The sequence below is a fragment of the Solibacillus sp. iso_87 genome, assembly GCF_056173085.1.
Genome location: NZ_CM149656.1, coordinates 2,499,192 through 2,521,845, shown reverse-complemented (window position 1 = coordinate 2,521,845; position 22,654 = coordinate 2,499,192). Strand labels below are relative to the sequence as shown.

The following is a 22,654-nucleotide window of genomic DNA, read 5'->3' as shown; positions in this document are numbered from 1 at the left end:
ATGATGATGTAGTATTTACATTAATTACATTTTAAATTGAGAGAACAACATAAATAATTAATCATAAAATTCGGCTGCCCGTATTACGGTGTAAACTTCTTCTAAAAGAAGGGATTTACACATACCGTAAACTAGTAGTCGGGTTTTCTGTTATTTATGAACAAAATACGTGAAAATAACTTTTAAATTTGTACGTATTTTTTTAGAAATAGAAATAGAAAACGCCAAAAGTAAACGTTTTCAAGTTAATACTAAGGAGTGGGAATAATGTCAAACGAAAAACAATATCCAATGACACTTGATGGAAAACAAAAATTAGAAGAAGAATTAAACACATTAAAAACAGTAAAGCGTCCGGAAGTAGTAGAACGTATTAAAGTAGCACGCAGCTTCGGTGACCTTTCTGAGAACTCTGAGTATGATTCAGCAAAAGAAGAGCAAGGATTTGTGGAAGGTCGTATTTCATTGATCGAGCAAATGCTGCGTAATGCTGTAATTATTACAGAGGACGATTCATCAAATACAATTTCTTTAGGTAAGACAGTTACATTTGATGAACTGATCAACGGTAAACGTGCAAACTTTGAAGAATCTTACACAATTGTTGGTTCAGCTGAAGCTGATCCGATGGAAGGTAAAATTTCAAATGACTCTCCGATTGCTAAAGCTTTAATGGGCAAGCATGTAGATGATGTTGTTAAACTGACAACACCAGGCGGAGAAATGGAAGTTATTATTTTAGAAGTAAAATAATTTATGAAGCAGTTAGCATCAAATTGCTAGCTGCTTTTCTTATGTTGATAATTTTGGAAGAGTTTCCAATGTTCAATTTCCGTGCAACCTCCGCTGTTATAATGCTAAAATAAGTGTGCATAGGAGGAATTGAAATGGAACGTAAAAGACGATTTCAAACACGACAACAGTATGCTGAACAAAAATCAAAACAGACGAAATTTCAAAAAGCGGATAAAAGATTAAACTATTTAATCGCTATTGTCGCTGTGTTAATTGTGGCAACATTAATATTTATTATTACTCAAGAGCCAGAACCTAAAAACGAAGCTGAGCAAGATTCGCCGGCAGAAGAAGCAACTGATGTCCCGGAAGATGACGCTGGACAAGAATCGGAAGATAATGAAACAGAAACAAATGTACCGGAAGAATTAGAAGAGGAAGATACTGTTACAGATGAAACTGAAAACGAACAGCCAACATCTGAATCAGGTGACATGGTAAGTCCTTCCGATGATCCGTCAGTAAAAGAAGTCATTACAAATCCGAATTGGCCTGCCTATCCGACGGCACAAACAGGTGAACATATGTCGACATATGAAAAAGGGCATATTGATTACGAAGAAAAACTAAAAGCAATTTTTAGTGTCATTGATTTACAGCAGGAAAACAGTATTGTTCTACGTGTGAATAATAATGGTAGTACGGAAAGTGCAATTGCCGTTGTCACATCGATGGACAAAGAGCAAAAATACCGTGTAAGCATAGAATGGGTTGACAATGAAGGCTGGAAACCGGTTCAAGTTGAAGTTTTAACAACATTAGAAGGTTCACAATAAAGAAGAATTGTTAGCAAGTTTAATTGGAGGAATGAATAAATGACAATAGCAGTAATCGGTGCAATGGAGCAGGAAGTAGAATTATTACGCGTTGCTCTACAAAATACGCAAACAGAAACAATAGCAAACAGTGAATACACAACAGGTACATATGAAGGCAAAGAAGTCGTACTGTTAAAAAGCGGTATCGGTAAAGTGAATGCGGCAATGTCTACGACAATCCTATTGGAAAAGTTTAATCCGAAAGTGGTCATTAATACAGGATCTGCAGGCGGTTTTGATGCAGCATTAAAAGTTGGGGATATCGTCATTTCGGATGAAGTACGTCATCATGATGTGGATGTCACTGCTTTTGGCTATGAAATCGGTCAAATGGCTGGGATGCCGGCAGCTTATAAATCGGATGAACAATTAATGGAAGTTGCAAAACAGGCAGTTAAAGAAGTGGGAGAGCATAATTACAGTGTAGGTCTTATTTGTTCAGGCGATGTATTTATGAGCAACCCTGAGCGTGTTGATGCAGTGCGAAAAGATTTCCCTACAATGAAAGCCGTGGAAATGGAAGCGGCGGCTGTAGCGCAAGTATGCCATCAATTCAATACACCGTTTGTTGTCATTCGTGCATTATCAGACATTGCAGGACAAGAATCGAGCATGTCATTTGATGAGTTTTTACCTGTTGCAGCGAAACACTCAACAGAAATCGTATTAAACGCAATTACAAAACTATAATTCGAATCAGCGTAGAAATGCCCAATCACATTAAAGGATTGGGCATTTTCTTTATTGAATGCTGGAAATATATCTGCCTTTTTGATATAGCTTATTCTTTCTCTCCATGCTTAAACTGCTGGTAAAGCTTAATAAGTGCCCGTTTTTCAATGCGTGAGACATAACTGCGTGAAATATTGAGCCTTTTGGCAATTTCTTTTTGGGTATGCGGGTCGAAGTTTTGAAGTCCATAGCGGTAGGAAATAATTTCGAGTTCACGTGGATCTAATGTATCCAAATAGCGATACAGCTGGGCAAAATCCTCCTGTCGTTCAATTTTTTCAATTGTTGAAGGTTCGTCAAGCTGCAGTAAATCACGGATTTGAAGAGACTGCCCATCTTTATCGACACCAATCGGCTCAAATAACGAGACATCTTTTTGCACTTTTTTTTGTGCACGAAGATGCATCAGAATTTCATTTTCGATACATCGGGCGGCATATGTGGCAAGACGGGTCTTTTTTTCTGGTGTGAAACTGCTTACGGCTTTCATAAGACCAATCGTGCCAATTGAAATATAATCATCAAGCAAATCGTGTGAAGGGTGGAATTTTTTTACGACGTGTGCAACAAGACGCATATTTCGCTCGATTAATTCGACACGAGCGCTTTCATCCCCCTTAATAAAACGATTGATGACTTCTTCTTCTTCCTCGCGTGATAACGGTTTATAAAACGTCTGCCCTTTTAAATAGCCTAATAATGCGGGAAGCTCAAGCCAAAGTTGAACCAATGCTGTCACAAAACCGCTCAAGCAATTAACATCCTTTCATCTTTTCGACAGTATATGATGAATTTTGCACAGAAATGAAAAAAGTGTAAGAGCGATATTTCTGCTCTTACACTTTTTTTAATGTAAACGTACTTACCATCAATAGTGCCAATACCGGGAAAAGAATTAAGTAAAACGTTTCGGATAACATATTTGTAAAGAAATAAGAAATAGTTAGTAATGTACCCGCCGCTGTAATCGGCAGCCCTACGAAATAACCTGTTGAATCCATCACATTGAATCGAGCTAAACGCAACGCACCAGCAGCAATAAATAATACTGGCATCATCATACCGGTAAATCCTGCATTCATTAATGCCATTTCATACATTAACAGGGCAGGTGCTACACCGAAAGAAATAATATCCGCCATGGAATCAAGCTGTTTTCCCAATTCAGACTCCTGATTAAATTTACGGGCAACTTTTCCATCATACCGATCTAAAAAAGCAGCGATAAAAATTAATAATACACTGTAGCTATGATACTCATTTAGTGTAGCCATAATTGCAGCTCCACCAAACGACATATTTGTAATTGTAATAATATTAGCAGCATTTGCTTTTATTTTTTTAAACGTTGAATCAACTTTTTGAAGTAGAAACATTGGAAAACACTCCCTTGCACATCGGCTAAATTCTATTATACTTGTTCTATTAAAAAAAGGTAATAGTTAATTCATATTAAAACCTATCTTTGTTTGGCCAGTCATTATATAATTTACTTTTATCCCGCATTAACGGGTAGTAAAACTACCCTTAAAAGCCCGATTGGTTCGGGCCAATATGATGTTGGTCACACAAGCGTTGTCACAGGAAGTGACGGTTTTAGCTTGTGTTCCTTCTAATCAGTGGGGATGAAGAAAGCACCCAACTGATTGAAGTTTCACTTTATTCAATACTTAACGGAGGACCTAGAATGAAGGAAAAATTATACCGGAATATGATAGAACTATCAAATGGTAAAATCTCTTCGAAAATTTTACAACAGATTGCACAATCACGCTTAAGTAAAAATTTTATTCGTAGCTATAGTCAAATATACGGAATTAACATACAAGAAGTTTCAAAATCTACAAAAGAATTTACTAGCCTGCATGATTTTTTTGTTCGGCAGTTGAAAGAAGAAGTGCGTCCGGTAGATGTTCGCAAAAATATATTTGCAAGTCCTGTTGATGCAAAAATAGAAGCATTCGGCAATATTGAGGATCAGGAAATGTTTTCTGTGAAAAATAAGCCGTATTCTTTAATTGATTTAATGGGAAATGAAACACAGGCAAAGAGGTATAATAATGGCAAATATATTGTTTTTTACTTAAGTCCTGCAGATTATCACCGTATCCATAGCCCTATTGATGGTGTTGTTAAACGACAATACATACTTGGGCAAAAGTCTTATCCAGTAAACCAGATGGGTTTACAATATGGAAAAAAACCGATCAGTCATAATTATCGTATGATTAGCGAAATTAACTATGAAAAACAACATTATACAGCATTCATTAAAGTAGGAGCGACTTTTGTGAATTCAATTGAACTTACAAATACGTCAACACAGTGGAAAAAAGGGGAAGAAGTCGGCTATTTTGCGTTTGGCTCAACCGTAGTGATGTTATTTGAACAAAATGCAATTGAATTTACCGAGAATGTTACAAATGGGGCGAAGATAAAAATGGGAGAAGCCTTTGCTACTATGGTATAATGAATAAATAAATTTTGAGTTAGGGGTTACGGCTTTGTACAACTTTTTATTACCAGATGAATTTATTCGCAGTGTATATGAAATTACACCGGAAAAATTAAAGGATTTAGGCATTAAAGGGATCATAACAGATTTAGATAATACGCTTGTTGAATGGGACCGCGCTGACGCAACGGAAGAGCTTGTACAATGGTTTGAAATGATGCGTGAAGCAGGCATAAAAATTATCATCGCCTCAAACAATCATGAAGCACGGGTGCGCCAGTTTGCAGAACCGCATGGCATACCGTTTATTTTCCGTGCCAAAAAACCATTAGGTGCAGCATATTATGCGGCCCTTGTTCAGCTGCGTCTACGTCGCCATGAAGTTGCGATGCTGGGAGATCAGCTATTAACAGATGTGATGGGTGCAAAACGTCAAAAACTTTACACGTTTTTAGTACGTCCTGTTGCTGACTCTGATGGACTCGTTACAAAATTTAACCGATTCGTCGAACGTCGTGTATATAACGATCTAAAGCGAAAAGGAAAGTATCCTTGGGAAGACTAAAAAGCGACCCAAGTTTTTTTGCATGAAGGTGCAATAGTAGTTAGGAGGAAATTGTGAATGAATGAAATGCCACAATGTATTGGCTGTGGAACAGTGATTCAAACTGAAGATAAAAATGGATTAGGGTATGCACCTGCATCCTCGCTGGAAAAGGAAATGATTATTTGTCAACGTTGTTTCCGTTTAAAAAACTATAATGAAATCCAACCTGTTAGCTTAACGGATGATGATTTTTTACGTATTTTAAACGGTCTTGGTCAACAGCAAGGTCTGATCGTGAAAATCGTGGATATTTTCGATTTCAATGGCAGCTGGCTACCAGGTTTACACCGATTCGTTGGAAATAATCCGGTTCTTTTAGTAGCAAATAAAGCAGACCTTTTACCAAAATCGGTAAAAGAAAAGAAAGTAATCAACTGGTTAAAACGTGAAGCGAAAGCACTTGGATTAAAGCCGGTTGATGTGAAGCTTGTTTCGGCACATAAAGGAATGGGCATGCAGGAAGTCGTTGAAGCGATTGAAGAATACCGTAACGGCAAAGATGTATATGTTGTAGGTTGTACAAATGTCGGCAAATCGACGTTTATTAACCGTATTATTAAGCAAGCTACAGGTGAGGGAGAAATTATTACAACTTCTCATTTCCCAGGAACTACGCTTGATATGATTGGCATTCCGCTTGATGACGGATCATCTTTATATGATACACCTGGTATTATCAATCACCACCAAATGGCACACCATATCGATTCGAGTGAATTAAAATATATTATGCCGAAAAAAGAAATTAAACCAAAAGTGTATCAGCAAAATCCTGGACAAACACTATTTATCGGTGCTCTTACCCGTTTTGATTTTATTCAAGGCGAGCGTTCGGCATTTACTGTACATGTTGCGAATGATTTACCGATCCACCGTACGAAGCTGGAACGTGCGGATCAATTATATGAAGAACATAAAGGTGAGTTACTGGCACCTCCAACGTCTAAACATATTGATCAATTACCGCCATTAGTACGTCACGAGTTTTCGATCAAAGAACCGAAAACTGATGTAGTTATTTCAGGATTAGGCTGGATTACAGTACAGCATGCCAATGTTGTCGTAGCAGCACACGCACCAAAAGGCGTAGAAGTATTCATTCGTCCATCACTGATTTAAAAGAACGGTTTCTCCACCTAAGTCGGATAAAATTTTTATCATCTGAAGTTAGTTGATTGGAATGAAGGGAGGCGGGCAAATTCGCCTTCTTTTCATCAATTCAATTATTTTACAGTGAATGAACGGTAGTAGGAAAGAGGGAATTGTCGATGAAAAAGTGGTTTGCGGTTATTGGGGATCCGATTGCACAGTCAAAATCTCCGGAAATGCATAATGCATGGTATGAAGAAGCGAATGTGGATGCAACGTATATCCCGATACACGTGAAGCCAGAACATCTACAACAAGCTGTTGCATCATTTAAACTGTTAGGGACAAGCGGCTGGAATGTAACGATTCCACATAAACAAGCGATTATTCCGTTCCTGGATGAGCTTGACGAGCTTGCCGAAAAAATGGGTGCGGTCAATACGGTCGTGCGCACTGCAGAAGGTAAATTAAAGGGCTATAATACGGACGGTCCGGGTTTTGTGAAATCACTTGAGCATGTGATCGGTACTACGAAACGTAATGCACCGGTTTTACTGATCGGAGCAGGTGGCGCAGCCCGCGGTATTGCATTTGCCCTTCAACTGACAGATTATACGAATATAACAATTGCCAACCGTACTGTTGAAAAAGCACAGCAAATTATTGATGAATTACATGCTGGCCAAGCTGTTTCAATGCAAGAAGCAGAACAAAGCCTGGCTAATTATGAAATTTTTATTCAAACAACACCAGCAGGAATGACTACGGGCGATTTTGCATTACCATTTTCGCTTGAAAAGTTCCCGGCAGGCGCAATTGCTGCAGATATTGTGTATAATCCATTAATGACGCCATTTTTGCAAGCGGCTGAGCAAAAAGGGGCGACAATTGTCAATGGGTTAGGCATGTTCGTGCATCAAGGTGCGATTGCTTACGAACACTGGTTAGGTCATTATCCAAATACAAATGCAATGATTGCCCGTTTAACGGCGCAATTAGGAGGAAATTATGTTAACAGGTAAACAAAAACGTTTTTTACGTGCTGAGGCACATCACTTAGATCCAATTTTCCAAGTTGGGAAAGGTGGCGTAAATGATGCAATGATTGCACAATTACGCGATGTATTGGAAGCGCGCGAACTTATTAAAGTACGCATTTTAGACAACTGTGAAGAAGACAAAAATGTCGTGGCGGAAGAACTGGCTGCCGGTACACGCGCCGAGCTTGTTCAACTGATCGGGTTGACAGTTGTTTTATATAAAGAATCACGCAACAACAAAAAAATCGTATTACCAAAAGTAGCTATGAAATAAGGTGAAGTGTAATGAAGAAAGTCGGTCTTTTTGGCGGAACTTTTAATCCACCGCATATTGGACATTTAATGATGGCCAATGAAGTGTATGCAGCGCTTGATTTGACGGAAGTACGCTTTATGCCGAATGCAAAACCGCCGCATAAGGATTTGTCCCGCTCGGCTACAAATGCGCAGCGTTTGCAGATGGTTGAGCTGGCGATCCAGAACATTCCGTATTTTCATGTGGAAACATATGAACTGGAGCGCGGAGGGGTATCCTATACATTCGATACAATGAAAGCATTGTGTGAACGTGAACCACAAACACAGTTTTATTTTATTATCGGCGGGGACATGATCGATTCTTTGCATACATGGCACCGTATCGATGAATTAATGGAACTTGTCACATTTGTTGGAGTGAAGCGCCCGGGCAGTGAAGCAAAATCTTCCTACGACGTGTGTATGGTGGAAGCTCCGCAAATTGACCTTTCTTCAACATATATTCGAAACCGATTGCAGCAAACAGAGGCACCTTTACAGTTTTTATTGCCTGCTGCTGTTGAACAGTATATTCGAAAGGAAGGTTTGTATGGATCGTCAAACGATGCTGGCAGCGATTAAAGATCGAATGCCTGAAAAAAGGTATATTCATACGATTGGTGTAATGGAAACAGCAATCCGTTTAGCTCATCAATACGGCGAAAATCCACAAAAAGCAGAGATTGCGGCTATTTTCCATGATATCGCTAAATATGCGGATGTTGACTGGATGAAGCAAGTCGTGATTGAACAGCAGTTGGAGGCGCGTCTGCTTGACTGGAATGCAGAAATATTGCATGGTCCGGTCGGTGCCTGGATTGTCGAGACGGAATTCCAAATTAATGATGAAGCCATTTTAAATGCAATTCGTTACCATACTACCGGACGTGCGAATATGACAACTTTTGAGAAAATTATTTATGTAGCAGATATGATTGAACCAAATCGTAAGTTTCAGGGTGTTGAGGAACTAAGAGCAATGGCAGACATCAGTTTAGAAGATGCATTCCGGGCATGTGTGGCACATACGCTCAGTTTTTTAGTTTTGTCTCAGCAAGCAATTTACCCTGTTTCAATTGAATGCTACAACAGCTTAATAAGAGAGGAATAAACATACATGAATGAAACGTTATTAAATATTACGTACAAAGCAATCGATGACAAGCGAGGAGAAGATATCGTTGCATTAAATATGCAGGGAATTTCACTTTTAGCAGATTACTTCATCATTGCAGAAGGTAGCTCAGAGCGCCAAGTACAGGCAATTGCACGTGAAATTAAAGAAAAAGCAGAAGAAGCAGGCTACACAGTACGTAAGTTTGAAGGCTTTGATACTGCACGCTGGATTTTAGTCGATATGGGTGATGTTGTTGCACATATTTTCCATAAAGATGAGCGTGCCTATTACAACCTAGAGCGTCTATGGGGAGATGCACCACAATTAGACACGCCACAAATGGACAATGAATAGTTATGAGCGTTTTGCGGAAGTTTATGATGAATTGATGACAGATATCCCGTATACGGAATATGTGGAATGGATTCAGTCTTATGCACCTGCACAGAACTTTAAAAATCTGCTCGATATTGGCTGTGGTACAGGAACGCTTGCATTAATGCTGCATAAAGCGGGTTACGCTGTATCTGGCATTGATTTATCGGAAGACATGCTTGCCATTGCAAGTGCCCGTATGGAGGATGAAAAAATTTCAATGCCTCTATATGCTATGTCAATGGACGAACTGGATGGTTTCAGCGAGTTGGATGTTGCTATCATTCCAATTGACTCGATCAATTATGTAAAAGAGCAGCAAAATGTCGAGGAAACATTGAAACGGATATTTGACAGTCTTCGTGAAGGCGGACAACTATTCTTTGATGTACATTCGTTATATAAAATGGACTATATTTTTCTGGATGGTCCATTTACATTTGATGACGGCGAAATTTCATATGTTTGGCATACAGAGCCGGGTGAAGAACCCCATTCAGTGTACCATCAAATGACGTTTTTTGTACTAACAGAAAGCGGCCTGTATGAACGTTTTGATGAAGAACATTATCAGCGCACATTTGAGTATGAGCAATATGCGAAATGGCTGAAAGGAATCGGCTTTTCTCATGTTGAAGTGACGGCAGACTGGTCGACAACACAACCGACTGATGAAAGCGAACGAATTTTTATTCGGGCGGTTAAATAAAAATAGCTGAAAAAGTAAGTTTCAGCAGTTTTGATGGAAATACCTTTTCATAAAGAAGCGGAATTTGTATAGTGGATGTAAGCTCCATATATAAAACCTTCTTTATGAAAGGGTGTTTTTTATTTTGCAGCCATTTCTGGAGAAGTATAAAAAGCAACTCGCCATTCTGGGCGGTATCGTTGCTGCGGTATTAATCTACTTATTATTCCTCGATTCCTCGAACAGTGCTACGATAGAAACAATAGACCAAATGACAATTCCAGCTATTGAAGAACCTTCCGCAAATCCGGACACGGAAATTGAAACTGAACAAAAGCCAATAATGGTTGATGTAAAAGGAGCGGTAAAATATCCGGGTGTTTATACATTATCCGTAGAACAACGGATTGTCGATGCCGTTGAAGCGGCAGGAGGTTACACAGACGATGCAAATCCGGTGCTCATTAACCATGCCCAAAAGCTTCAGGATGAAATGGTAATTTATATACCTAAAACGGGCGAAGAGCCTGCAGAGGTAATGGAACAGATAATACAGGCAGGTCCGGCAACCGGCTCCGGCAGTGGAAGTACGACCGGGAAGATTAATATAAATAAAGCGATGGAAGTGGAGTTAACCCAGCTCCCGGGAATTGGTCCATCCAAAGCTGGGGCAATAATTCAGCATCGGTCCGAACATGGGAATTTTCAAGTCATTGAGGATTTGAAAAAGGTGACGGGAATCGGGGACAAAACATTTGAGCAGTTAAAGGACTTAATCGACGTAAAATAAAGTGAAATTTCTGACCGAACTTACATTGCGAATGTCAGGAACTACGTATAAACTGATAGATGACAAAACATTTGGGGGTTATCATATGGAGCGAATTACTTGGGATCAATTTTTTATGGCGCAAAGTCATTTACTCGCATTAAGAAGCACGTGCAGCCGTCTTGCAGTAGGAGCGACAATTGTACGGGAAAAGCGCATCATTGCCGGCGGATATAATGGATCGATTTCAGGTGACGAACACTGTATCGAGGAAGGGTGCTACGTTGTGGACAACCATTGTGTCCGCACAGTACATGCCGAAACGAATGCATTACTGCAATGTGCAAAATATGGTACGCCATCAAATGGAGCGGATCTATATGTTACGCATTTCCCATGCCTGCCATGCACAAAGACAATCATTCAAGCCGGCATCAAAAATGTGTACTATGCAAAAGATTATAAAAATAATATATACGCAATGGAACTGTTCAAAAAAGCAGATGTCCATGTTGCACATATTCCATTTGATGAAGCAAAAATCGACTTTCTACAAGATGAAAAGTTCGCATTAACCGCTGAAATGCTCGAAAAGCTTCGTGAGTTAGGTGCAAGCCGTGATCAGTTGCTCCCATTAGAGGAGAAGATGCATGCTTTATTTGGTAAACTTGTTCAAGCATAACTGGATATTTTACGCCTTGTCGGTTTGTATCAGTGCACTTGCTGCATTTGAATCGGGAAGGCTTCTTTTCCTGCTTGCGTTATTGTTGGTGTTTAGTCATTATAAGCGATTGGCAAACATTCATCTGTTTTTTATTTTAATAGTTGGCATTGGAAGTTACAGCTATTTTTCCTATGAAGTTAATAAGCTTTCACTTCCGGTTAAACTACCGGCATTGTTAACATGGACTGACGAGTACAATATAAATGGTGTAATGCTAAGAGGATTCATGCTTGATGAATCCGGTAACAAAGTATATGTCACCTATGAATTGAAAACCGAAAAGGAAAAACAACGCTTCGAGGCACAGCAGCTTGCTGGTACAAATTTTATTGTAACCGGGGAGCAAGTATCCCCATCTTTCCCCGCACACCGCTATGGCTTTTCTATGGCCCGCTATTTGCAAAGTAAAAATGCAAGAGGGATTATCGAAATTCAACAGCTCCAATATTTTGGACAAAATAAAAATTTCATGCAACCAATTTATGAACAGCGCTTTCAGTTAAAAAAACATATTGAAGAAACCTTCCCGCCATCTCTTGCAGCAGAGGCACAAGCTCTATTAATCGGTTTCCAGGAAAATGTCGACGAACAATTAAACCGTGCATATCAAAAGCTTGGGATTACCCATTTATTCGCGATTTCGGGTTTGCATGTCGCACTTGTCTCATTCCTGTTTTTTCAGTTATTGCTTCGCTTGAGAATACGTAGAGAAGTCGCTTCAGTATTATTGCTTATTTTATTGCCATTATATGCAATTTTAGCAGGAGGGGCACCGTCTATTTGGCGTGCGGTTAGTGTCGTGGAATTCGTATTGCTTGCGCAGTATGTTCGTTGGAAAATACCGATGGATGATGCATTGTCACTCAGCTTTATTGTGTTTGTATTATTAGAGCCTGGTGCAGTTTTTCAAGTCGGCTTTCAGCTATCCTATTTGGCCACTTACAGCTTAGTTTATTCCAGCCGCATTATAGCCCGCTACTCAAACTTTTGGGTACAATCCTTTTACATTACGTTCGTTTGCCAAATCCTCGTTTATCCTTTATTACTGTTTCACTTTTACGAAATCAGCCTTTCCTCTTTTATCGCCAATATTTTCTTCGTTCCTCTTTTTTCCTATATTATTTTACCAGCCAATCTATTTGTCCTTGTACTGACTTTTTTGCCATTCCCGTTTGACTCCATTCTCTTTTTTATATATGAGCCGCTGCGTACAGCGCTGACAAATTTCATTCTCTTCATTCAGCAGCCGATTGTTCAAATGTGGAACCCGGGAAAACCTTCGATTATGTGGTTTGTCATTTTATACATTTCTGTTTTTTTAACTATTTATTTGCTTGACCAGCAAGCACCGTTAAAGAAAGTCATCTTTGCTTTAGTACTGCCTGCCTTTTTATTTCATGTACAGCCATTTTTGTACAGTGATCTGAAAATTGCCTTTGTCAACGTCGGCCAAGGGGACTGCATCGTCATTGAATTGCCTCACAGAAGATCCGTCATTGTCATTGATGCAGGGGGTTTATTACGGTTTGAACAGGAAACATGGAAAGAGCGCAAAACTCCCTATGAAGTTGGTCGTCAAGTTGTTGTTCCTTATTTGAAAGGTCGAGGAATCCAAACAATCGATACATTTATGCTGTCACATGCGGATGCCGATCATGTAGAGGGGGCTGAAGAGGTGTTGCGGGAAGTGATTGTAAAAGAGGCTCATGTGACACCAGGTTCGATCACCAAGCCGGTTATGAACGATTTTTTACATGAGCTAGAGAAAACAAATACAAAACTGATAGAGAAAATGGCCGGTCACAAGTGGCAAATCGGAGAAACAGCTTTTGAATATTTATGGCCATTGGAAATCGAATATGAAGGAAATAATGATTCGCTCGTTCTATTCGTAAAGCATGGGGCATTTCGGGCATTGTTTACAGGGGATTTGGAGCAGGAAGGCGAGAGGGAGCTGATTCGGCTTTACAACGAGAAATTACGTAATATCGATCTATTGAAGGCGGGGCACCATGGAAGTAAAACATCAAGCATCGAAGAATTTATAACAGTAACAAATCCTATATTTGTCGTGTTTATGGCAGGTGAAAATAACCGCTATAATCACCCGCATATTGATGTTGTGAATCGGTTTGAGACGAAAAAAATCCCATACTCGACAACGGGATTAGAAGGTACGATAGAAGTTTCTTTCTCTCAAAATCAAATGTACATTGAAAAATCCAATTCTCTTTTTATGAAATAAAAAATGGGATGGTTTCTCCTTTTAACAAGAAACCATCCCACTTTAAAGGAATTACAGACGTGTAGCTGCTTCTACGATTGTTGCAATAATAAACAATACGATGAAGAATCCGCCACCGATGGCGAAACCGTAACCGGCATCTGGGAAGTCATTGCTTTTCATCGCTCGGCCACGACCTTCAAACGGGTTTTCAGCTACATAGTTTGGATCTTGATGTCCTGCCATAAGTATCCCTCCTAATCTTCAATAATTATAGAATATTCTAACTAGAAATGCTATATGAAATGCTAATTATTCCTTTTATTGGTTTATTGGTTTGGTGTAAACTTCTAGAAAAATCCATAAATAACTATAAAAGAGATAGGCAACATAAATTCTTTTCCGAGGCATATTGAGATGTGAAACTGGACATCCTCAATAACGTAAAAAATGGTATACTTAGAACTACAAAAGTAAAGGAGGTTCCCAGTATGATAACAAAAGTATGGCAAGATTTTAAAAAGGGGAATTTCGCACCGGTTTACTTGCTTGTAGGAGAAGAATCCTATTTTGTAGATGAAACAATTAAGCAGTTGAAGGCGGCTCTTCAAAAAAATGAAGAAGCGGAAGTCATGACCTTTGACTTAAATGAACAACCGATTGATTATGTTATTGATGAAGCGGATACGATTCCCTTTTTCTCGGAACGTAAATTAATAATTGCTAAAAATTCATCATTTTTAAAAGCGACTGAAAAAGGCAAGGAAAAGATTGACCATGATTTAAAGCGCCTTGAAAGCTGGCTGCACCATCCTACTGATACAGCCATCACCATATTTATCGCGCCGTACGAAAAGTTGGATGAGCGTAAAAAAGTAACGAAGCTTATGAAAGAAAAATCTACAGTAATCGTCGCGGAAACTCCACAAAACAACGATTTGAATATATGGGTAAAAAACGAAGCTGAGCAGCATGGAAAAGCGATCACCGATGAAGCTGTCGGTAAACTGCTTGAAATGGTTGGTCCGAATATGCTCCAGCTTCAAATGGAAATAGAAAAGATGGCCTTGTATTTAGGTGAAGATTATGAAATAACACGTGAGCTTGTTGAGGATTTAGTAGCGAAAACGCTTGAGCATGATGCATTTAAAATGCTGAATGCCTATTTGGACCACAATCAGGAAGAGGCTCTCAAAATCTATCATGATCTTTTACGTCAAAAAGAAGAACCGATCAAACTTGTAGGACTTTTAGCAAACAATATCCGGACGATGACCAATATTTTCTATTTGCAAAAAAAAGGGTACCATCAGCAACAGATTGCAAAACAGCTTAAAATTCATCCGTACCGGGTGCAGGTCATTTCAGGGCAGAGAAACCGCCCATCCGACCAGCGGTTACTCCAAGCGCTCTATAGTCTGGCGGAAGTAGATCTTCAGCTGAAAACAACAGGTGGTAACCGTGAACGTCATCTAGAGCTGTTTTTAATGAAGAAACTATAAAAATCTAGGAAACAATGAAAAAAGCCAACTGTGCAGATGCACAGTTGGCTTTATAAGTTTACAATTAAGCTTTTTTCGCTAAACGAGACTTTTTACGAGAAGCCGCGTTTTTGTGAATAAGACCTTTAGAAGCAGCTTTATCTAATGCTTTAGAAGCAGCAACTACTAATTCTTGTGCATTTTCAGCACCTGTTGCGATCGCTTGCTCAGCTTTTTTAACTGTAGTACGCATTGCAGATTTTGCTTGTGCGTTAGCAGCGTTAGCTTTTTCGTTAACTTTTACACGTTTAATAGCAGATTTAATGTTTGGCATTTCTTTCACCTCCTAGATTTAGGTACGAGATGAGTATTTTCTCACTTATTTCATGTGTCAATACAACAAAAATCATTCTACCAAAGGATTGAAGGAATTGCAATACATAAATGCAAAGAATATTTACTTGACAGTTTGAACAAACTGAATTGTGGAGGTGCATTATGAAAAAAATTGATTGGAATCGAACAGATTTAATTGATGAAACAGCAGAAGTTGTCCAACATCAGACAAAACAGCAAAAGGAAACACTGGAACACGAACGTGGCATTCACATGGAAGAATCTCAACAAAATCGTGTCAAAATCACAAAAGTTGAAGTGAATGCTACAGGGGAAGAAAGAATAAGTAAAAAGCAGGGGACGTATATAACGTTGTCAATCCCTACACTTACATCAGAAGACCGTCATGGTTTTGAGCAAATGCAGGAATCTTTAATCCATTACCTGCACGATTTGCATAAAGACGTGAAAATTACGGCGGATTCAAAAATTTTAGTGATCGGCTTAGGGAACAAGACGATTACCCCGGATGCAATTGGTCCTTATACGATTGATGCCATGCATAAAAAACAGTCGGAATTGGATTCACCGAAGTTTATTTTGTATGCGCCAGGTGTTACCGGCCAAACAGGATTTGAAACAAGTGATTATATCCATGCATTGGCAGAAAAAATTAAACCTGCACTCGTCATTATTATCGATGCGCTTGCAACAAGCGGAAGTGCACGTTTATGCCGGACAATTCAACTGACAGATACCGGGATTCATCCAGGAGGTGGTGTCGGCAACCACCGCAAGGAAGTTTCCAAGGAAGTGCTCGGCGTCCCGGTAACAGCAATCGGGGTCCCGACAGTTGTGGAAGCACCAATTTTAATCGCCGATGCAATTGATGTAGCATTCAGATCAATTGCGGCTAAAATACAGGAAAGAGACAAACCGTCCGGCAAGCTCTCAGTAACAAGCTGGACACCTGTAAACGAGGAAGTCGATTTAACGAAAGTTGAGCCGATTTTCGGTCAGTGGGCAACATGGCCGACTGAAGATCGAAGACAGTTATTTGAAGAAGTATTCAGTACCCATCCGGAGCGATTGATGGTTACACCGAAAGAGGTCGACTTCTGGCTAAGCCAATATGCATTTTTACTTGGAGAAAGCTTGTTTACATGGCTTGAAGAAAAACAAAAAGCCGGCAATTAACCGGCAATTTATTTTCTGAACAATAAAAACTAGTTATACGTTCTAAGTTTTACTCTTTTCCCATATTGTATTGGAGAAAGGGTGATGTGTTTGCGGAAACTAAAACGCTTCTCATTATTGTTCTTATTTTTATTTTCACTGCCTATCATTATTGGGCAATTCCCTTTTCCAAATAATGAAATGACTACACAAAAAACTAAAAGTGAACGTCCACACGTTGTTTATGCAGCGGCAGAGCCAGTTGTCACAGTACCTGAAGAACCGAAAGTCGATCCATTCGATGTACTGTTGATGTTCACACATTCACACGAATCCTATAAGCCGATCGTCAAAAAAACAAAAGGGATGCAGGCAGTTTATGATGAAGAAATGAATATTTTTTCACTTCAGGAAATGATGCAGCATTATCTGGAATTAAACGATTTAACCCCACATATTGTAGACTTTGATGTCATGACCGAAATGAAACAGGTTAATGCAACATTTCACCAGGCATACAAAGTGGCTCGACCTGTATTGGCCCAGTATTTGGAGGAAAGCGAATATGATCTTGTAATTGATTTTCATCGAGATTCAGCCCCTAAAAAAGTGACGACACTTACAGCAAACAATGAACAGTATGCAAAAATTGCTTTTGTTGTCGGCGCGGAACATCCTGCATATGAAGCAAATTTAGCTTATGCAACAATGCTAAGTGAGCAAGTAAACCGTATTGTGCCAGGCGTTTCACGCGGTATTATTAAAAAGTCGGGTACTGGTGTTGACGGTGTTTATAATCAGGATCTTGCAACAAATGTAATGCTGATTGAATTTGGCGGTATCGACAACACGGAAGAAGAGCTTCAGCGAACAATGGCAATTTTAGCTCAGGCGATCCGGGTTGCTTTCGTTGAATCAGCAGCATAGATATTAATTGATTTACAAATAGCAGGCGGGTAGTGAGACATGTTGAGCAATTTCAGGATGGCTATTCGCTCCAATATGAAAAACCGCATTTCGCAAAAGTTAGGCGCGAAATGCGGTTTTCCTATTGTAGGTGAAGGTTCGCTGTTGTCGTTTCACTACAATTCATAGTATAATTTAAAATAAGTTATGCCTCTATTGTTCCATTACTTCAAATTGGTGGAGATAGAGGCTGTATTTTAGTAGAAAAGTAAATGGATGAATAATCTACATATGTAGTGACACCAACCCTAAAAGGGCTCAGGTGTTTTTTCTAATTAGGAGAGGAATTATACATGAACCGAGAACAACGTTTAAAACGACAAGAAAATATCCGAAATTTCTCGATTATTGCACATATCGACCACGGGAAATCAACACTTGCAGACCGTCTTTTGGAATCGACGCAAACCGTTACACAACGTGAAATGAAGTCTCAGCTGCTGGATTCGATGGATCTGGAGCGTGAGCGCGGAATTACAATTAAATTAAATGCTGTACAATTGAAATATAATGCTAAAAATGGCGAGATTTATACTTTCCATCTGATCGACACACCGGGTCACGTCGATTTCACATATGAGGTATCACGTTCATTAGCGGCATGTGAAGGTGCCATTTTAGTAGTCGATGCTGCACAGGGAATTGAAGCGCAAACGCTGGCTAACGTATATTTGGCATTGGACAATGATCTGGAAATCCTACCGGTTATCAACAAAATCGACTTGCCTGCTGCAGACCCAGAGCGTGTTCGCACTGAAGTGGAAGATGTAATTGGGCTGGACGCTTCTGAAGCAGTACTTGCATCTGCAAAAGCAGGAATTGGAATCCAGGATATTTTAGAACAGATTGTTGAAAAAGTACCTGCTCCACAAGGTGATCCCGATGCTCCATTACAAGCATTAATTTTCGACTCTGTTTATGATGCATATAAGGGTGTTATCATCTCAATCCGTATTGTGAATGGTACTGTTAAAGCCGGAGATAAAATTAAAATGATGGCAACGGGTGCCGAATTCGAAGTAATCGAAGTAGGTATTCATACACCGAAATCCGTACCACAAGCTGAATTGACAGTTGGTGATGTAGGTTATTTAACAGCATCAATTAAAAATGTTCAGGACACACGTGTAGGTGATACGGTAACTTTCGCGGGCAGCCGTGCTGCTACAGAGCCGCTTCCAGGTTACCGTAAACTAAATCCGATGGTATATTGCGGTCTATATCCAATTGACACAGCAAAATACAACGATTTACGTGAAGCACTTGAAAAACTGGAGTTAAACGACTCTGCACTACAATATGAGGCAGAAACTTCTCAGGCATTAGGCTTCGGTTTCCGATGCGGATTCTTAGGGCTATTGCACATGGAAATTATCCAGGAACGTATTGAGCGTGAATTCAACATTGATTTAATCACGACTGCACCTTCTGTAATTTATGAAGTAACAAAAACAGATGGTTCTGTATTAAAAGTGGATAACCCGTCAATGATGCCAGATCCGCAAAAAATCGACCGCATTGAAGAGCCATATGTAAAAGCAACAATTATGGTACCAAACGATTATGTTGGTGCAGTTATGGAACTTTGCCAGAAAAAACGCGGTAACTTCTCAGGGATGGATTACATCGATGACACACGTGTGAAAATCGTTTATGAAATGCCTTTAGCGGAAATTGTATATGACTTCTTTGATTTCCTAAAATCAAATACGAAAGGCTATGCGTCATTCGATTATGAATTAATTGGGTACCAGCCTTCTAAGTTAAGCAAAATGGATATTCTATTGAACGGTGAACAAGTCGATGCGTTAAGCTTCATCGTACACAAAGACTTTGCATATGAACGCGGAAAAGTAATTGTAGAAAAATTAAAAGAGCTGATTCCACGTCAACAATTCGAAGTACCGGTGCAAGCAGCGATCGGTCAAAAAATTATTGCCCGCTCGACAATTAAATCAATGGGTAAAAACGTACTTGCAAAATGTTACGGCGGTGACATTTCACGTAAACGTAAATTACTAGAAAAGCAAAAAGCTGGTAAAAAACGTATGAAACAAGTAGGTTCAGTAGAGGTTCCACAAGAAGCATTCATGGCCGTACTGAAAATGGACGATAGTAAATAATTTTTTAAAAGGCAGATAGAGCAATCTTTCTGCCTTTTATTTTTAGATGTTAGTTTACTGAAATGTTTTTTAAAAATGAGGTAGAAAATATGACCGATATTTTAAATTTTTTGCAATATAAAAATGAAAAACTGGAAAGTGAATTGAATAAATTGTTTGAACGTGCCAACTCCCCGGGAAGCCGGGTAGATGCACTGCTGGAAAACAAAGCATTGCAACTGGAGGACCACAAGCTGTTTTTGGCGTTTTTAGCGTATTTAGCGCAGCAAAACATTGAAGCGAAACGACTTTTTCAAGATGTTCTGCGTCTGCCGAAGCATCAATTCGAAGCGAAATATGAAATGAACTGGGCACAAGTCATCAAATTGAGTGTCACATTTTTTACAATTTTACGCGATAATGACCTGAATAGTTACAAACAATTTATCGGCTAGCTTGTAACAACCAGTAACAGTTCGCTATAATGATGAAATGAGTAAAGGTAATAAATGATAGGGGGGCAAGTAGTCGATGAATGAAGAACAACGACTAGCTAGTCAGCAGATTAAACAACCTAAAGAAGAAAAAGACTATAGTAAATATTTCGAGAAAGTATTTACGGCTCCTTCACTAAAAGACGCGAAAAAACGCGGTAAAGAAGAAGTAAAGTACCATAAAGATTTTGATATCGAAGAAAAATATTTAGGAATGGGACAGGATCGTAAGTTTTATATTCGAACATACGGCTGTCAAATGAATGAGCACGATACTGAAGTAATGGCTGGTATTTTCATGCAGCTTGGCTATACACCGACCGAAATGATTGAAGAAGCGGATGTCGTTTTACTAAACACATGCGCAATCCGTGAAAATGCGGAAAATAAAGTATTTGGTGAGCTAGGCTTCCTGTTAAAATATAAACGTAAAAATCCGGAAATGCTAATTGGTGTTTGTGGATGTATGTCGCAAGAAGAATCTGTCGTGAACAAAATATTAAAACAGTATCAGCATGTTGATATGGTGTTCGGGACACATAATATCCACCGATTACCGAATATTTTACACGATGCTTATATGTCTAAGGAAATGGTTGTCGAAGTATGGTCAAAAGAAGGTGATGTTATCGAAAACCTTCCGAAAAAACGTATTGGTTCGATTAAAGCTTGGGTGAATATTATGTACGGCTGCGACAAGTTCTGTACATATTGTATCGTTCCATATACACGAGGCAAGGAACGTTCACGCCGCCCTGAAGAAATTATTCAGGAAGTACGTGAATTGGCAGCACAAGGCTATAAAGAAATTATGCTATTAGGCCAAAACGTCAATGCATACGGGAAAGACTTTGATGATATCGAATACCGACTTGGTGATTTAATGGATGAACTCCGTAAAATCGATATTCCGCGTATTCGCTTTACAACAAGTCATCCGCGCGACTTTGATGATTATTTAATCGAAGTATTGGCAAAAGGCGGAAATCTCGTCGATCATATCCATTTACCGGTCCAGTCGGGTTCAAACGAAATTTTAAAAATTATGGCACGGAAATATACACGTGAGCATTTCCTCCAATTAGTCGATAAGATTAAAGCGGCAATTCCGGGAGTAACATTGACAACAGATATCATTGTAGGCTATCCGAATGAAACAGAAGAGCAATTCCAGGAAACGCTTGATTTGTATCGCCAAGTCGGCTTTGATATGGCATTCACGTATATTTATTCGCCTCGTGAAGGAACACCTGCTGCAAAAATGGTCGATAATGTAACAGAGGAAGAAAAGAAAGACCGTCTGCACCGCTTGAATGCGATTGTCGGGGAGTATTCTGCAAAAGCGCTCAAAGACTTGGAAGGTCAAACAGTTGAAGTTTTAGTTGAAGGCAGCAGTAAAAGACGCGATGATGTGTTAGCTGGCTATACGCGCAAAAACCGTCTTGTTAACTTTAAGGCAGATCCAAAATATATTGGTAAGCTTGTGAAGGTAAAAATTTTAGAAGCAAAATCTTACTCTTTAATGGGTGAGTTTGTAGAAGAAGTGACAAAAGAGGGGGAGTTCGTAAGATGACAACAAAATTGTATACAAAAGATGAGATTGTAGAAAAAGCAAAAGAAATTGCCCATATGATTGCGAATACCGAAGAAGTAGAATTTTTCAAAAAAGCGGAAGAACAAATTAACGAAAACCAATTTGTACGCGAAAAGATTGCCTCATTGAAAGCACTGCAAAAGCAGGCCGTTAATTTCCAGCACTTAGGGAAAGAAAAAGCGCTGAAAATGATTGAAGGTAAGATTACAGGAATTGAAACAGAAATCGACGAATTACCAGTCGTTCAACAATTTAAACAATCTCAGACAGAAGTAAATGAATTGTTACAATTAGTATCAAATGCCATTGCAAATAATGTCACAGATGAAGTCATTGCTTCTACAGGCGGCGATGTATTAAAAGGCGAAACAGGATCAAAAGTACGTAATAGCACACCAGGCTCATGTTCATAAAATAATTAAGAGGTTATGATGTAACCCAAAAAATGCTATTTTTCTCAGAGAGAAAAATAGCATTTTTTTGCTGAGCGTTAAAAATTGATTTCCATTCCGGGACGCTTTCCGCGGGCACGGCCTTACACGAACGTCTCAGGCGTCGGTGCTCCTGTCGCTCCGCGTTCGTCGCAAAATAAATTTTGTTGTTCCCGCTGGAGTCGCCCTTCATTCCAATCAATTTTCCATAATATCCGTTTCTAAATAACGAATTTCTCCTCACCCAATGATATTACTTTTTTTTCGGGCATTTTTTGTTTAGATTTAACAATCTAGATACTTAGCAATATGTGTAAATAATAGTGTCGATATTCCTACTCTGT

At 39.2% G+C, this 22,654-nt stretch carries 26 protein-coding genes; 22 read left to right on the top strand and 4 right to left on the bottom strand.

All coding sequences use genetic code 11. The annotated features are described in order from the left end of the window. Positions 1 to 267 precede the first annotated feature (267 nt). The 3 genes from greA to mtnN all read left to right on the top strand — a co-directional run bounded on the left by greA (position 268) and on the right by mtnN (position 2,303). Positions 268 to 753, top strand: a complete 486-nt coding sequence (gene greA, locus AC0VXV_RS12840; protein ID WP_475528564.1) for a transcription elongation factor GreA — start codon at positions 268 to 270, stop codon at positions 751 to 753. A 134-nt stretch (positions 754 to 887) separates the two neighbouring features. Next, positions 888 to 1,571: a YrrS family protein gene (locus AC0VXV_RS12835; RefSeq protein ID WP_475528563.1), complete on the top strand. Its 684-nt coding sequence runs from the start codon at positions 888 to 890 to the stop codon at positions 1,569 to 1,571. Positions 1,572 to 1,610: 39 nt separating this feature from the next. After that, complete coding sequence (gene mtnN / locus AC0VXV_RS12830; RefSeq protein ID WP_475528562.1) at positions 1,611 to 2,303, top strand: 5'-methylthioadenosine/S-adenosylhomocysteine nucleosidase; 693 nt, start codon at positions 1,611 to 1,613, stop codon at positions 2,301 to 2,303. A gap of 91 nt (positions 2,304 to 2,394) precedes the next feature. Here the strand turns inward: mtnN and sigK are convergent, their stop codons facing one another. Both sigK and pssA read right to left on the bottom strand, forming a co-directional pair. Beyond that, positions 2,395 to 3,096: an RNA polymerase sporulation sigma factor SigK gene (gene sigK / locus AC0VXV_RS12825; protein ID WP_079527948.1), complete on the bottom strand. Its 702-nt coding sequence runs from the start codon at positions 3,094 to 3,096 to the stop codon at positions 2,395 to 2,397. A gap of 85 nt (positions 3,097 to 3,181) precedes the next feature. Then, positions 3,182 to 3,721 carry a CDP-diacylglycerol--serine O-phosphatidyltransferase gene (gene pssA / locus AC0VXV_RS12820; RefSeq protein ID WP_079527946.1) on the bottom strand — a complete coding sequence of 180 codons (540 nt, stop codon included), beginning with the start codon at positions 3,719 to 3,721 and terminating at the stop codon, positions 3,182 to 3,184. 311 nt (positions 3,722 to 4,032) lie between these two features. Here pssA and AC0VXV_RS12815 point away from each other — a divergent pair, with 311 nt between their 5' ends. The 12 genes from AC0VXV_RS12815 to AC0VXV_RS12760 all read left to right on the top strand — a co-directional run bounded on the left by AC0VXV_RS12815 (position 4,033) and on the right by AC0VXV_RS12760 (position 13,751). Then, entirely contained in the window at positions 4,033 to 4,815 is a 783-nt protein-coding gene (locus AC0VXV_RS12815) for a phosphatidylserine decarboxylase (RefSeq protein WP_475528561.1), read from the top strand. Between the two features lie 34 nt (positions 4,816 to 4,849). Next, on the top strand, positions 4,850 to 5,365 hold the full coding sequence (locus tag AC0VXV_RS12810) for a YqeG family HAD IIIA-type phosphatase (protein ID WP_008407628.1): 516 nt from the start codon (positions 4,850 to 4,852) through the stop codon (positions 5,363 to 5,365). A gap of 57 nt (positions 5,366 to 5,422) precedes the next feature. Further along, on the top strand, positions 5,423 to 6,526 hold the full coding sequence (gene yqeH, locus AC0VXV_RS12805; protein WP_475528559.1) for a ribosome biogenesis GTPase YqeH: 1,104 nt from the start codon (positions 5,423 to 5,425) through the stop codon (positions 6,524 to 6,526). Positions 6,527 to 6,675: 149 nt separating this feature from the next. Further along, positions 6,676 to 7,518: a shikimate dehydrogenase gene (gene aroE / locus AC0VXV_RS12800; protein WP_475528557.1), complete on the top strand. Its 843-nt coding sequence runs from the start codon at positions 6,676 to 6,678 to the stop codon at positions 7,516 to 7,518. Beyond that, on the top strand, positions 7,505 to 7,810 hold the full coding sequence (gene yhbY, locus AC0VXV_RS12795) for a ribosome assembly RNA-binding protein YhbY (RefSeq protein WP_475528556.1): 306 nt from the start codon (positions 7,505 to 7,507) through the stop codon (positions 7,808 to 7,810). The genes aroE and yhbY overlap by 14 nt, the downstream gene beginning before the upstream one ends. A gap of 11 nt (positions 7,811 to 7,821) precedes the next feature. Next, entirely contained in the window at positions 7,822 to 8,415 is a 594-nt protein-coding gene (locus tag AC0VXV_RS12790) for a nicotinate-nucleotide adenylyltransferase (RefSeq protein WP_475528555.1), read from the top strand. After that, the gene (gene yqeK / locus AC0VXV_RS12785) at positions 8,384 to 8,944 is read left to right on the top strand and encodes a bis(5'-nucleosyl)-tetraphosphatase (symmetrical) YqeK (RefSeq protein ID WP_475528554.1); all 561 of its coding nucleotides are present in this window, start codon (positions 8,384 to 8,386) and stop codon (positions 8,942 to 8,944) included. The genes AC0VXV_RS12790 and yqeK overlap by 32 nt, the downstream gene beginning before the upstream one ends. 6 nt (positions 8,945 to 8,950) lie before the next feature. Further along, positions 8,951 to 9,304: a ribosome silencing factor gene (gene rsfS / locus AC0VXV_RS12780; RefSeq protein WP_475528553.1), complete on the top strand. Its 354-nt coding sequence runs from the start codon at positions 8,951 to 8,953 to the stop codon at positions 9,302 to 9,304. Next, positions 9,297 to 10,034 (top strand): class I SAM-dependent DNA methyltransferase, encoded by a 738-nt coding sequence (locus AC0VXV_RS12775; protein WP_475528552.1) that lies wholly within the window; start codon positions 9,297 to 9,299, stop codon positions 10,032 to 10,034. The genes rsfS and AC0VXV_RS12775 overlap by 8 nt, the downstream gene beginning before the upstream one ends. 124 nt (positions 10,035 to 10,158) lie before the next feature. After that, on the top strand, positions 10,159 to 10,803 hold the full coding sequence (locus AC0VXV_RS12770) for a helix-hairpin-helix domain-containing protein (RefSeq protein ID WP_475528551.1): 645 nt from the start codon (positions 10,159 to 10,161) through the stop codon (positions 10,801 to 10,803). Between the two features lie 85 nt (positions 10,804 to 10,888). Next, complete coding sequence (locus AC0VXV_RS12765; RefSeq protein ID WP_475528550.1) at positions 10,889 to 11,464, top strand: ComE operon protein 2; 576 nt, start codon at positions 10,889 to 10,891, stop codon at positions 11,462 to 11,464. After that, positions 11,433 to 13,751: a DNA internalization-related competence protein ComEC/Rec2 gene (locus AC0VXV_RS12760; protein WP_475528549.1), complete on the top strand. Its 2,319-nt coding sequence runs from the start codon at positions 11,433 to 11,435 to the stop codon at positions 13,749 to 13,751. Before AC0VXV_RS12765 ends, AC0VXV_RS12760 begins: the two co-directional genes overlap by 32 nt. 51 nt (positions 13,752 to 13,802) lie before the next feature. Here the strand turns inward: AC0VXV_RS12760 and AC0VXV_RS12755 are convergent, their stop codons facing one another. Next, complete coding sequence (locus AC0VXV_RS12755) at positions 13,803 to 13,976, bottom strand: YqzM family protein (RefSeq protein WP_079527924.1); 174 nt, start codon at positions 13,974 to 13,976, stop codon at positions 13,803 to 13,805. Positions 13,977 to 14,221: 245 nt separating this feature from the next. On the opposite strand from AC0VXV_RS12755, the gene holA reads away from it, so the two are divergent. After that, the gene (holA, locus tag AC0VXV_RS12750) at positions 14,222 to 15,232 is read left to right on the top strand and encodes a DNA polymerase III subunit delta (protein WP_475528548.1); all 1,011 of its coding nucleotides are present in this window, start codon (positions 14,222 to 14,224) and stop codon (positions 15,230 to 15,232) included. 64 nt (positions 15,233 to 15,296) lie between these two features. Here the strand turns inward: holA and rpsT are convergent, their stop codons facing one another. Next, complete coding sequence (rpsT, locus tag AC0VXV_RS12745; RefSeq protein WP_079527920.1) at positions 15,297 to 15,545, bottom strand: 30S ribosomal protein S20; 249 nt, start codon at positions 15,543 to 15,545, stop codon at positions 15,297 to 15,299. A gap of 164 nt (positions 15,546 to 15,709) precedes the next feature. Here rpsT and gpr point away from each other — a divergent pair, with 164 nt between their 5' ends. The 6 genes from gpr (at position 15,710) to AC0VXV_RS12715 (ending at position 22,292) form a co-directional block, all read left to right on the top strand. Beyond that, positions 15,710 to 16,744: a GPR endopeptidase gene (gene gpr / locus AC0VXV_RS12740; protein WP_475528547.1), complete on the top strand. Its 1,035-nt coding sequence runs from the start codon at positions 15,710 to 15,712 to the stop codon at positions 16,742 to 16,744. A gap of 84 nt (positions 16,745 to 16,828) precedes the next feature. After that, the gene (gene spoIIP / locus AC0VXV_RS12735) at positions 16,829 to 17,650 is read left to right on the top strand and encodes a stage II sporulation protein P (protein ID WP_475528546.1); all 822 of its coding nucleotides are present in this window, start codon (positions 16,829 to 16,831) and stop codon (positions 17,648 to 17,650) included. A gap of 332 nt (positions 17,651 to 17,982) precedes the next feature. After that, complete coding sequence (lepA, locus tag AC0VXV_RS12730) at positions 17,983 to 19,812, top strand: translation elongation factor 4 (protein WP_475528545.1); 1,830 nt, start codon at positions 17,983 to 17,985, stop codon at positions 19,810 to 19,812. Positions 19,813 to 19,901: 89 nt separating this feature from the next. After that, the gene (locus AC0VXV_RS12725) at positions 19,902 to 20,246 is read left to right on the top strand and encodes a hypothetical protein (RefSeq protein ID WP_475528544.1); all 345 of its coding nucleotides are present in this window, start codon (positions 19,902 to 19,904) and stop codon (positions 20,244 to 20,246) included. 76 nt (positions 20,247 to 20,322) lie between these two features. After that, entirely contained in the window at positions 20,323 to 21,858 is a 1,536-nt protein-coding gene (gene miaB, locus AC0VXV_RS12720; protein ID WP_475528543.1) for a tRNA (N6-isopentenyl adenosine(37)-C2)-methylthiotransferase MiaB, read from the top strand. Further along, complete coding sequence (locus AC0VXV_RS12715) at positions 21,855 to 22,292, top strand: YlbF/YmcA family competence regulator (RefSeq protein ID WP_087615997.1); 438 nt, start codon at positions 21,855 to 21,857, stop codon at positions 22,290 to 22,292. Before miaB ends, AC0VXV_RS12715 begins: the two co-directional genes overlap by 4 nt. The last annotated feature ends 362 nt before the right edge of the window (positions 22,293 to 22,654 follow it).

Excerpts from the sequence above, each read along its gene's own strand:
- aroE (WP_475528557.1), top strand. The coding sequence starts at position 6,676 with ATGAAAAAGTGGTTTGCGGTTATTGGGGATCCGATTGCACAGTCAAAA.
- yqeH (WP_475528559.1), top strand. The coding sequence starts at position 5,423 with ATGAATGAAATGCCACAATGTATTGGCTGTGGAACAGTGATTCAAACT.
- rsfS (WP_475528553.1), top strand. The coding sequence starts at position 8,951 with ATGAATGAAACGTTATTAAATATTACGTACAAAGCAATCGATGACAAG.
- pssA (WP_079527946.1), bottom strand. The coding sequence starts at position 3,721 with ATGTTTCTACTTCAAAAAGTTGATTCAACGTTTAAAAAAATAAAAGCA.
- yqeK (WP_475528554.1), top strand. The coding sequence starts at position 8,384 with ATGGATCGTCAAACGATGCTGGCAGCGATTAAAGATCGAATGCCTGAA.
- AC0VXV_RS12835 (WP_475528563.1), top strand. The coding sequence starts at position 888 with ATGGAACGTAAAAGACGATTTCAAACACGACAACAGTATGCTGAACAA.
- holA (WP_475528548.1), top strand. The coding sequence starts at position 14,222 with ATGATAACAAAAGTATGGCAAGATTTTAAAAAGGGGAATTTCGCACCG.
- AC0VXV_RS12815 (WP_475528561.1), top strand. The coding sequence starts at position 4,033 with ATGAAGGAAAAATTATACCGGAATATGATAGAACTATCAAATGGTAAA.
- gpr (WP_475528547.1), top strand. The coding sequence starts at position 15,710 with ATGAAAAAAATTGATTGGAATCGAACAGATTTAATTGATGAAACAGCA.
- spoIIP (WP_475528546.1), top strand. The coding sequence starts at position 16,829 with ATGTGTTTGCGGAAACTAAAACGCTTCTCATTATTGTTCTTATTTTTA.
- yhbY (WP_475528556.1), top strand. The coding sequence starts at position 7,505 with ATGTTAACAGGTAAACAAAAACGTTTTTTACGTGCTGAGGCACATCAC.
- AC0VXV_RS12760 (WP_475528549.1), top strand. The coding sequence starts at position 11,433 with ATGCTTTATTTGGTAAACTTGTTCAAGCATAACTGGATATTTTACGCC.
- greA (WP_475528564.1), top strand. The coding sequence starts at position 268 with ATGTCAAACGAAAAACAATATCCAATGACACTTGATGGAAAACAAAAA.
- rpsT (WP_079527920.1), bottom strand. The coding sequence starts at position 15,545 with ATGCCAAACATTAAATCTGCTATTAAACGTGTAAAAGTTAACGAAAAA.
- AC0VXV_RS12715 (WP_087615997.1), top strand. The coding sequence starts at position 21,855 with ATGACAACAAAATTGTATACAAAAGATGAGATTGTAGAAAAAGCAAAA.
- AC0VXV_RS12755 (WP_079527924.1), bottom strand. The coding sequence starts at position 13,976 with ATGGCAGGACATCAAGATCCAAACTATGTAGCTGAAAACCCGTTTGAA.
- AC0VXV_RS12725 (WP_475528544.1), top strand. The coding sequence starts at position 19,902 with ATGACCGATATTTTAAATTTTTTGCAATATAAAAATGAAAAACTGGAA.
- miaB (WP_475528543.1), top strand. The coding sequence starts at position 20,323 with ATGAATGAAGAACAACGACTAGCTAGTCAGCAGATTAAACAACCTAAA.
- AC0VXV_RS12765 (WP_475528550.1), top strand. The coding sequence starts at position 10,889 with ATGGAGCGAATTACTTGGGATCAATTTTTTATGGCGCAAAGTCATTTA.
- AC0VXV_RS12790 (WP_475528555.1), top strand. The coding sequence starts at position 7,822 with ATGAAGAAAGTCGGTCTTTTTGGCGGAACTTTTAATCCACCGCATATT.
- lepA (WP_475528545.1), top strand. The coding sequence starts at position 17,983 with ATGAACCGAGAACAACGTTTAAAACGACAAGAAAATATCCGAAATTTC.
- mtnN (WP_475528562.1), top strand. The coding sequence starts at position 1,611 with ATGACAATAGCAGTAATCGGTGCAATGGAGCAGGAAGTAGAATTATTA.
- AC0VXV_RS12775 (WP_475528552.1), top strand. The coding sequence starts at position 9,297 with ATGAATAGTTATGAGCGTTTTGCGGAAGTTTATGATGAATTGATGACA.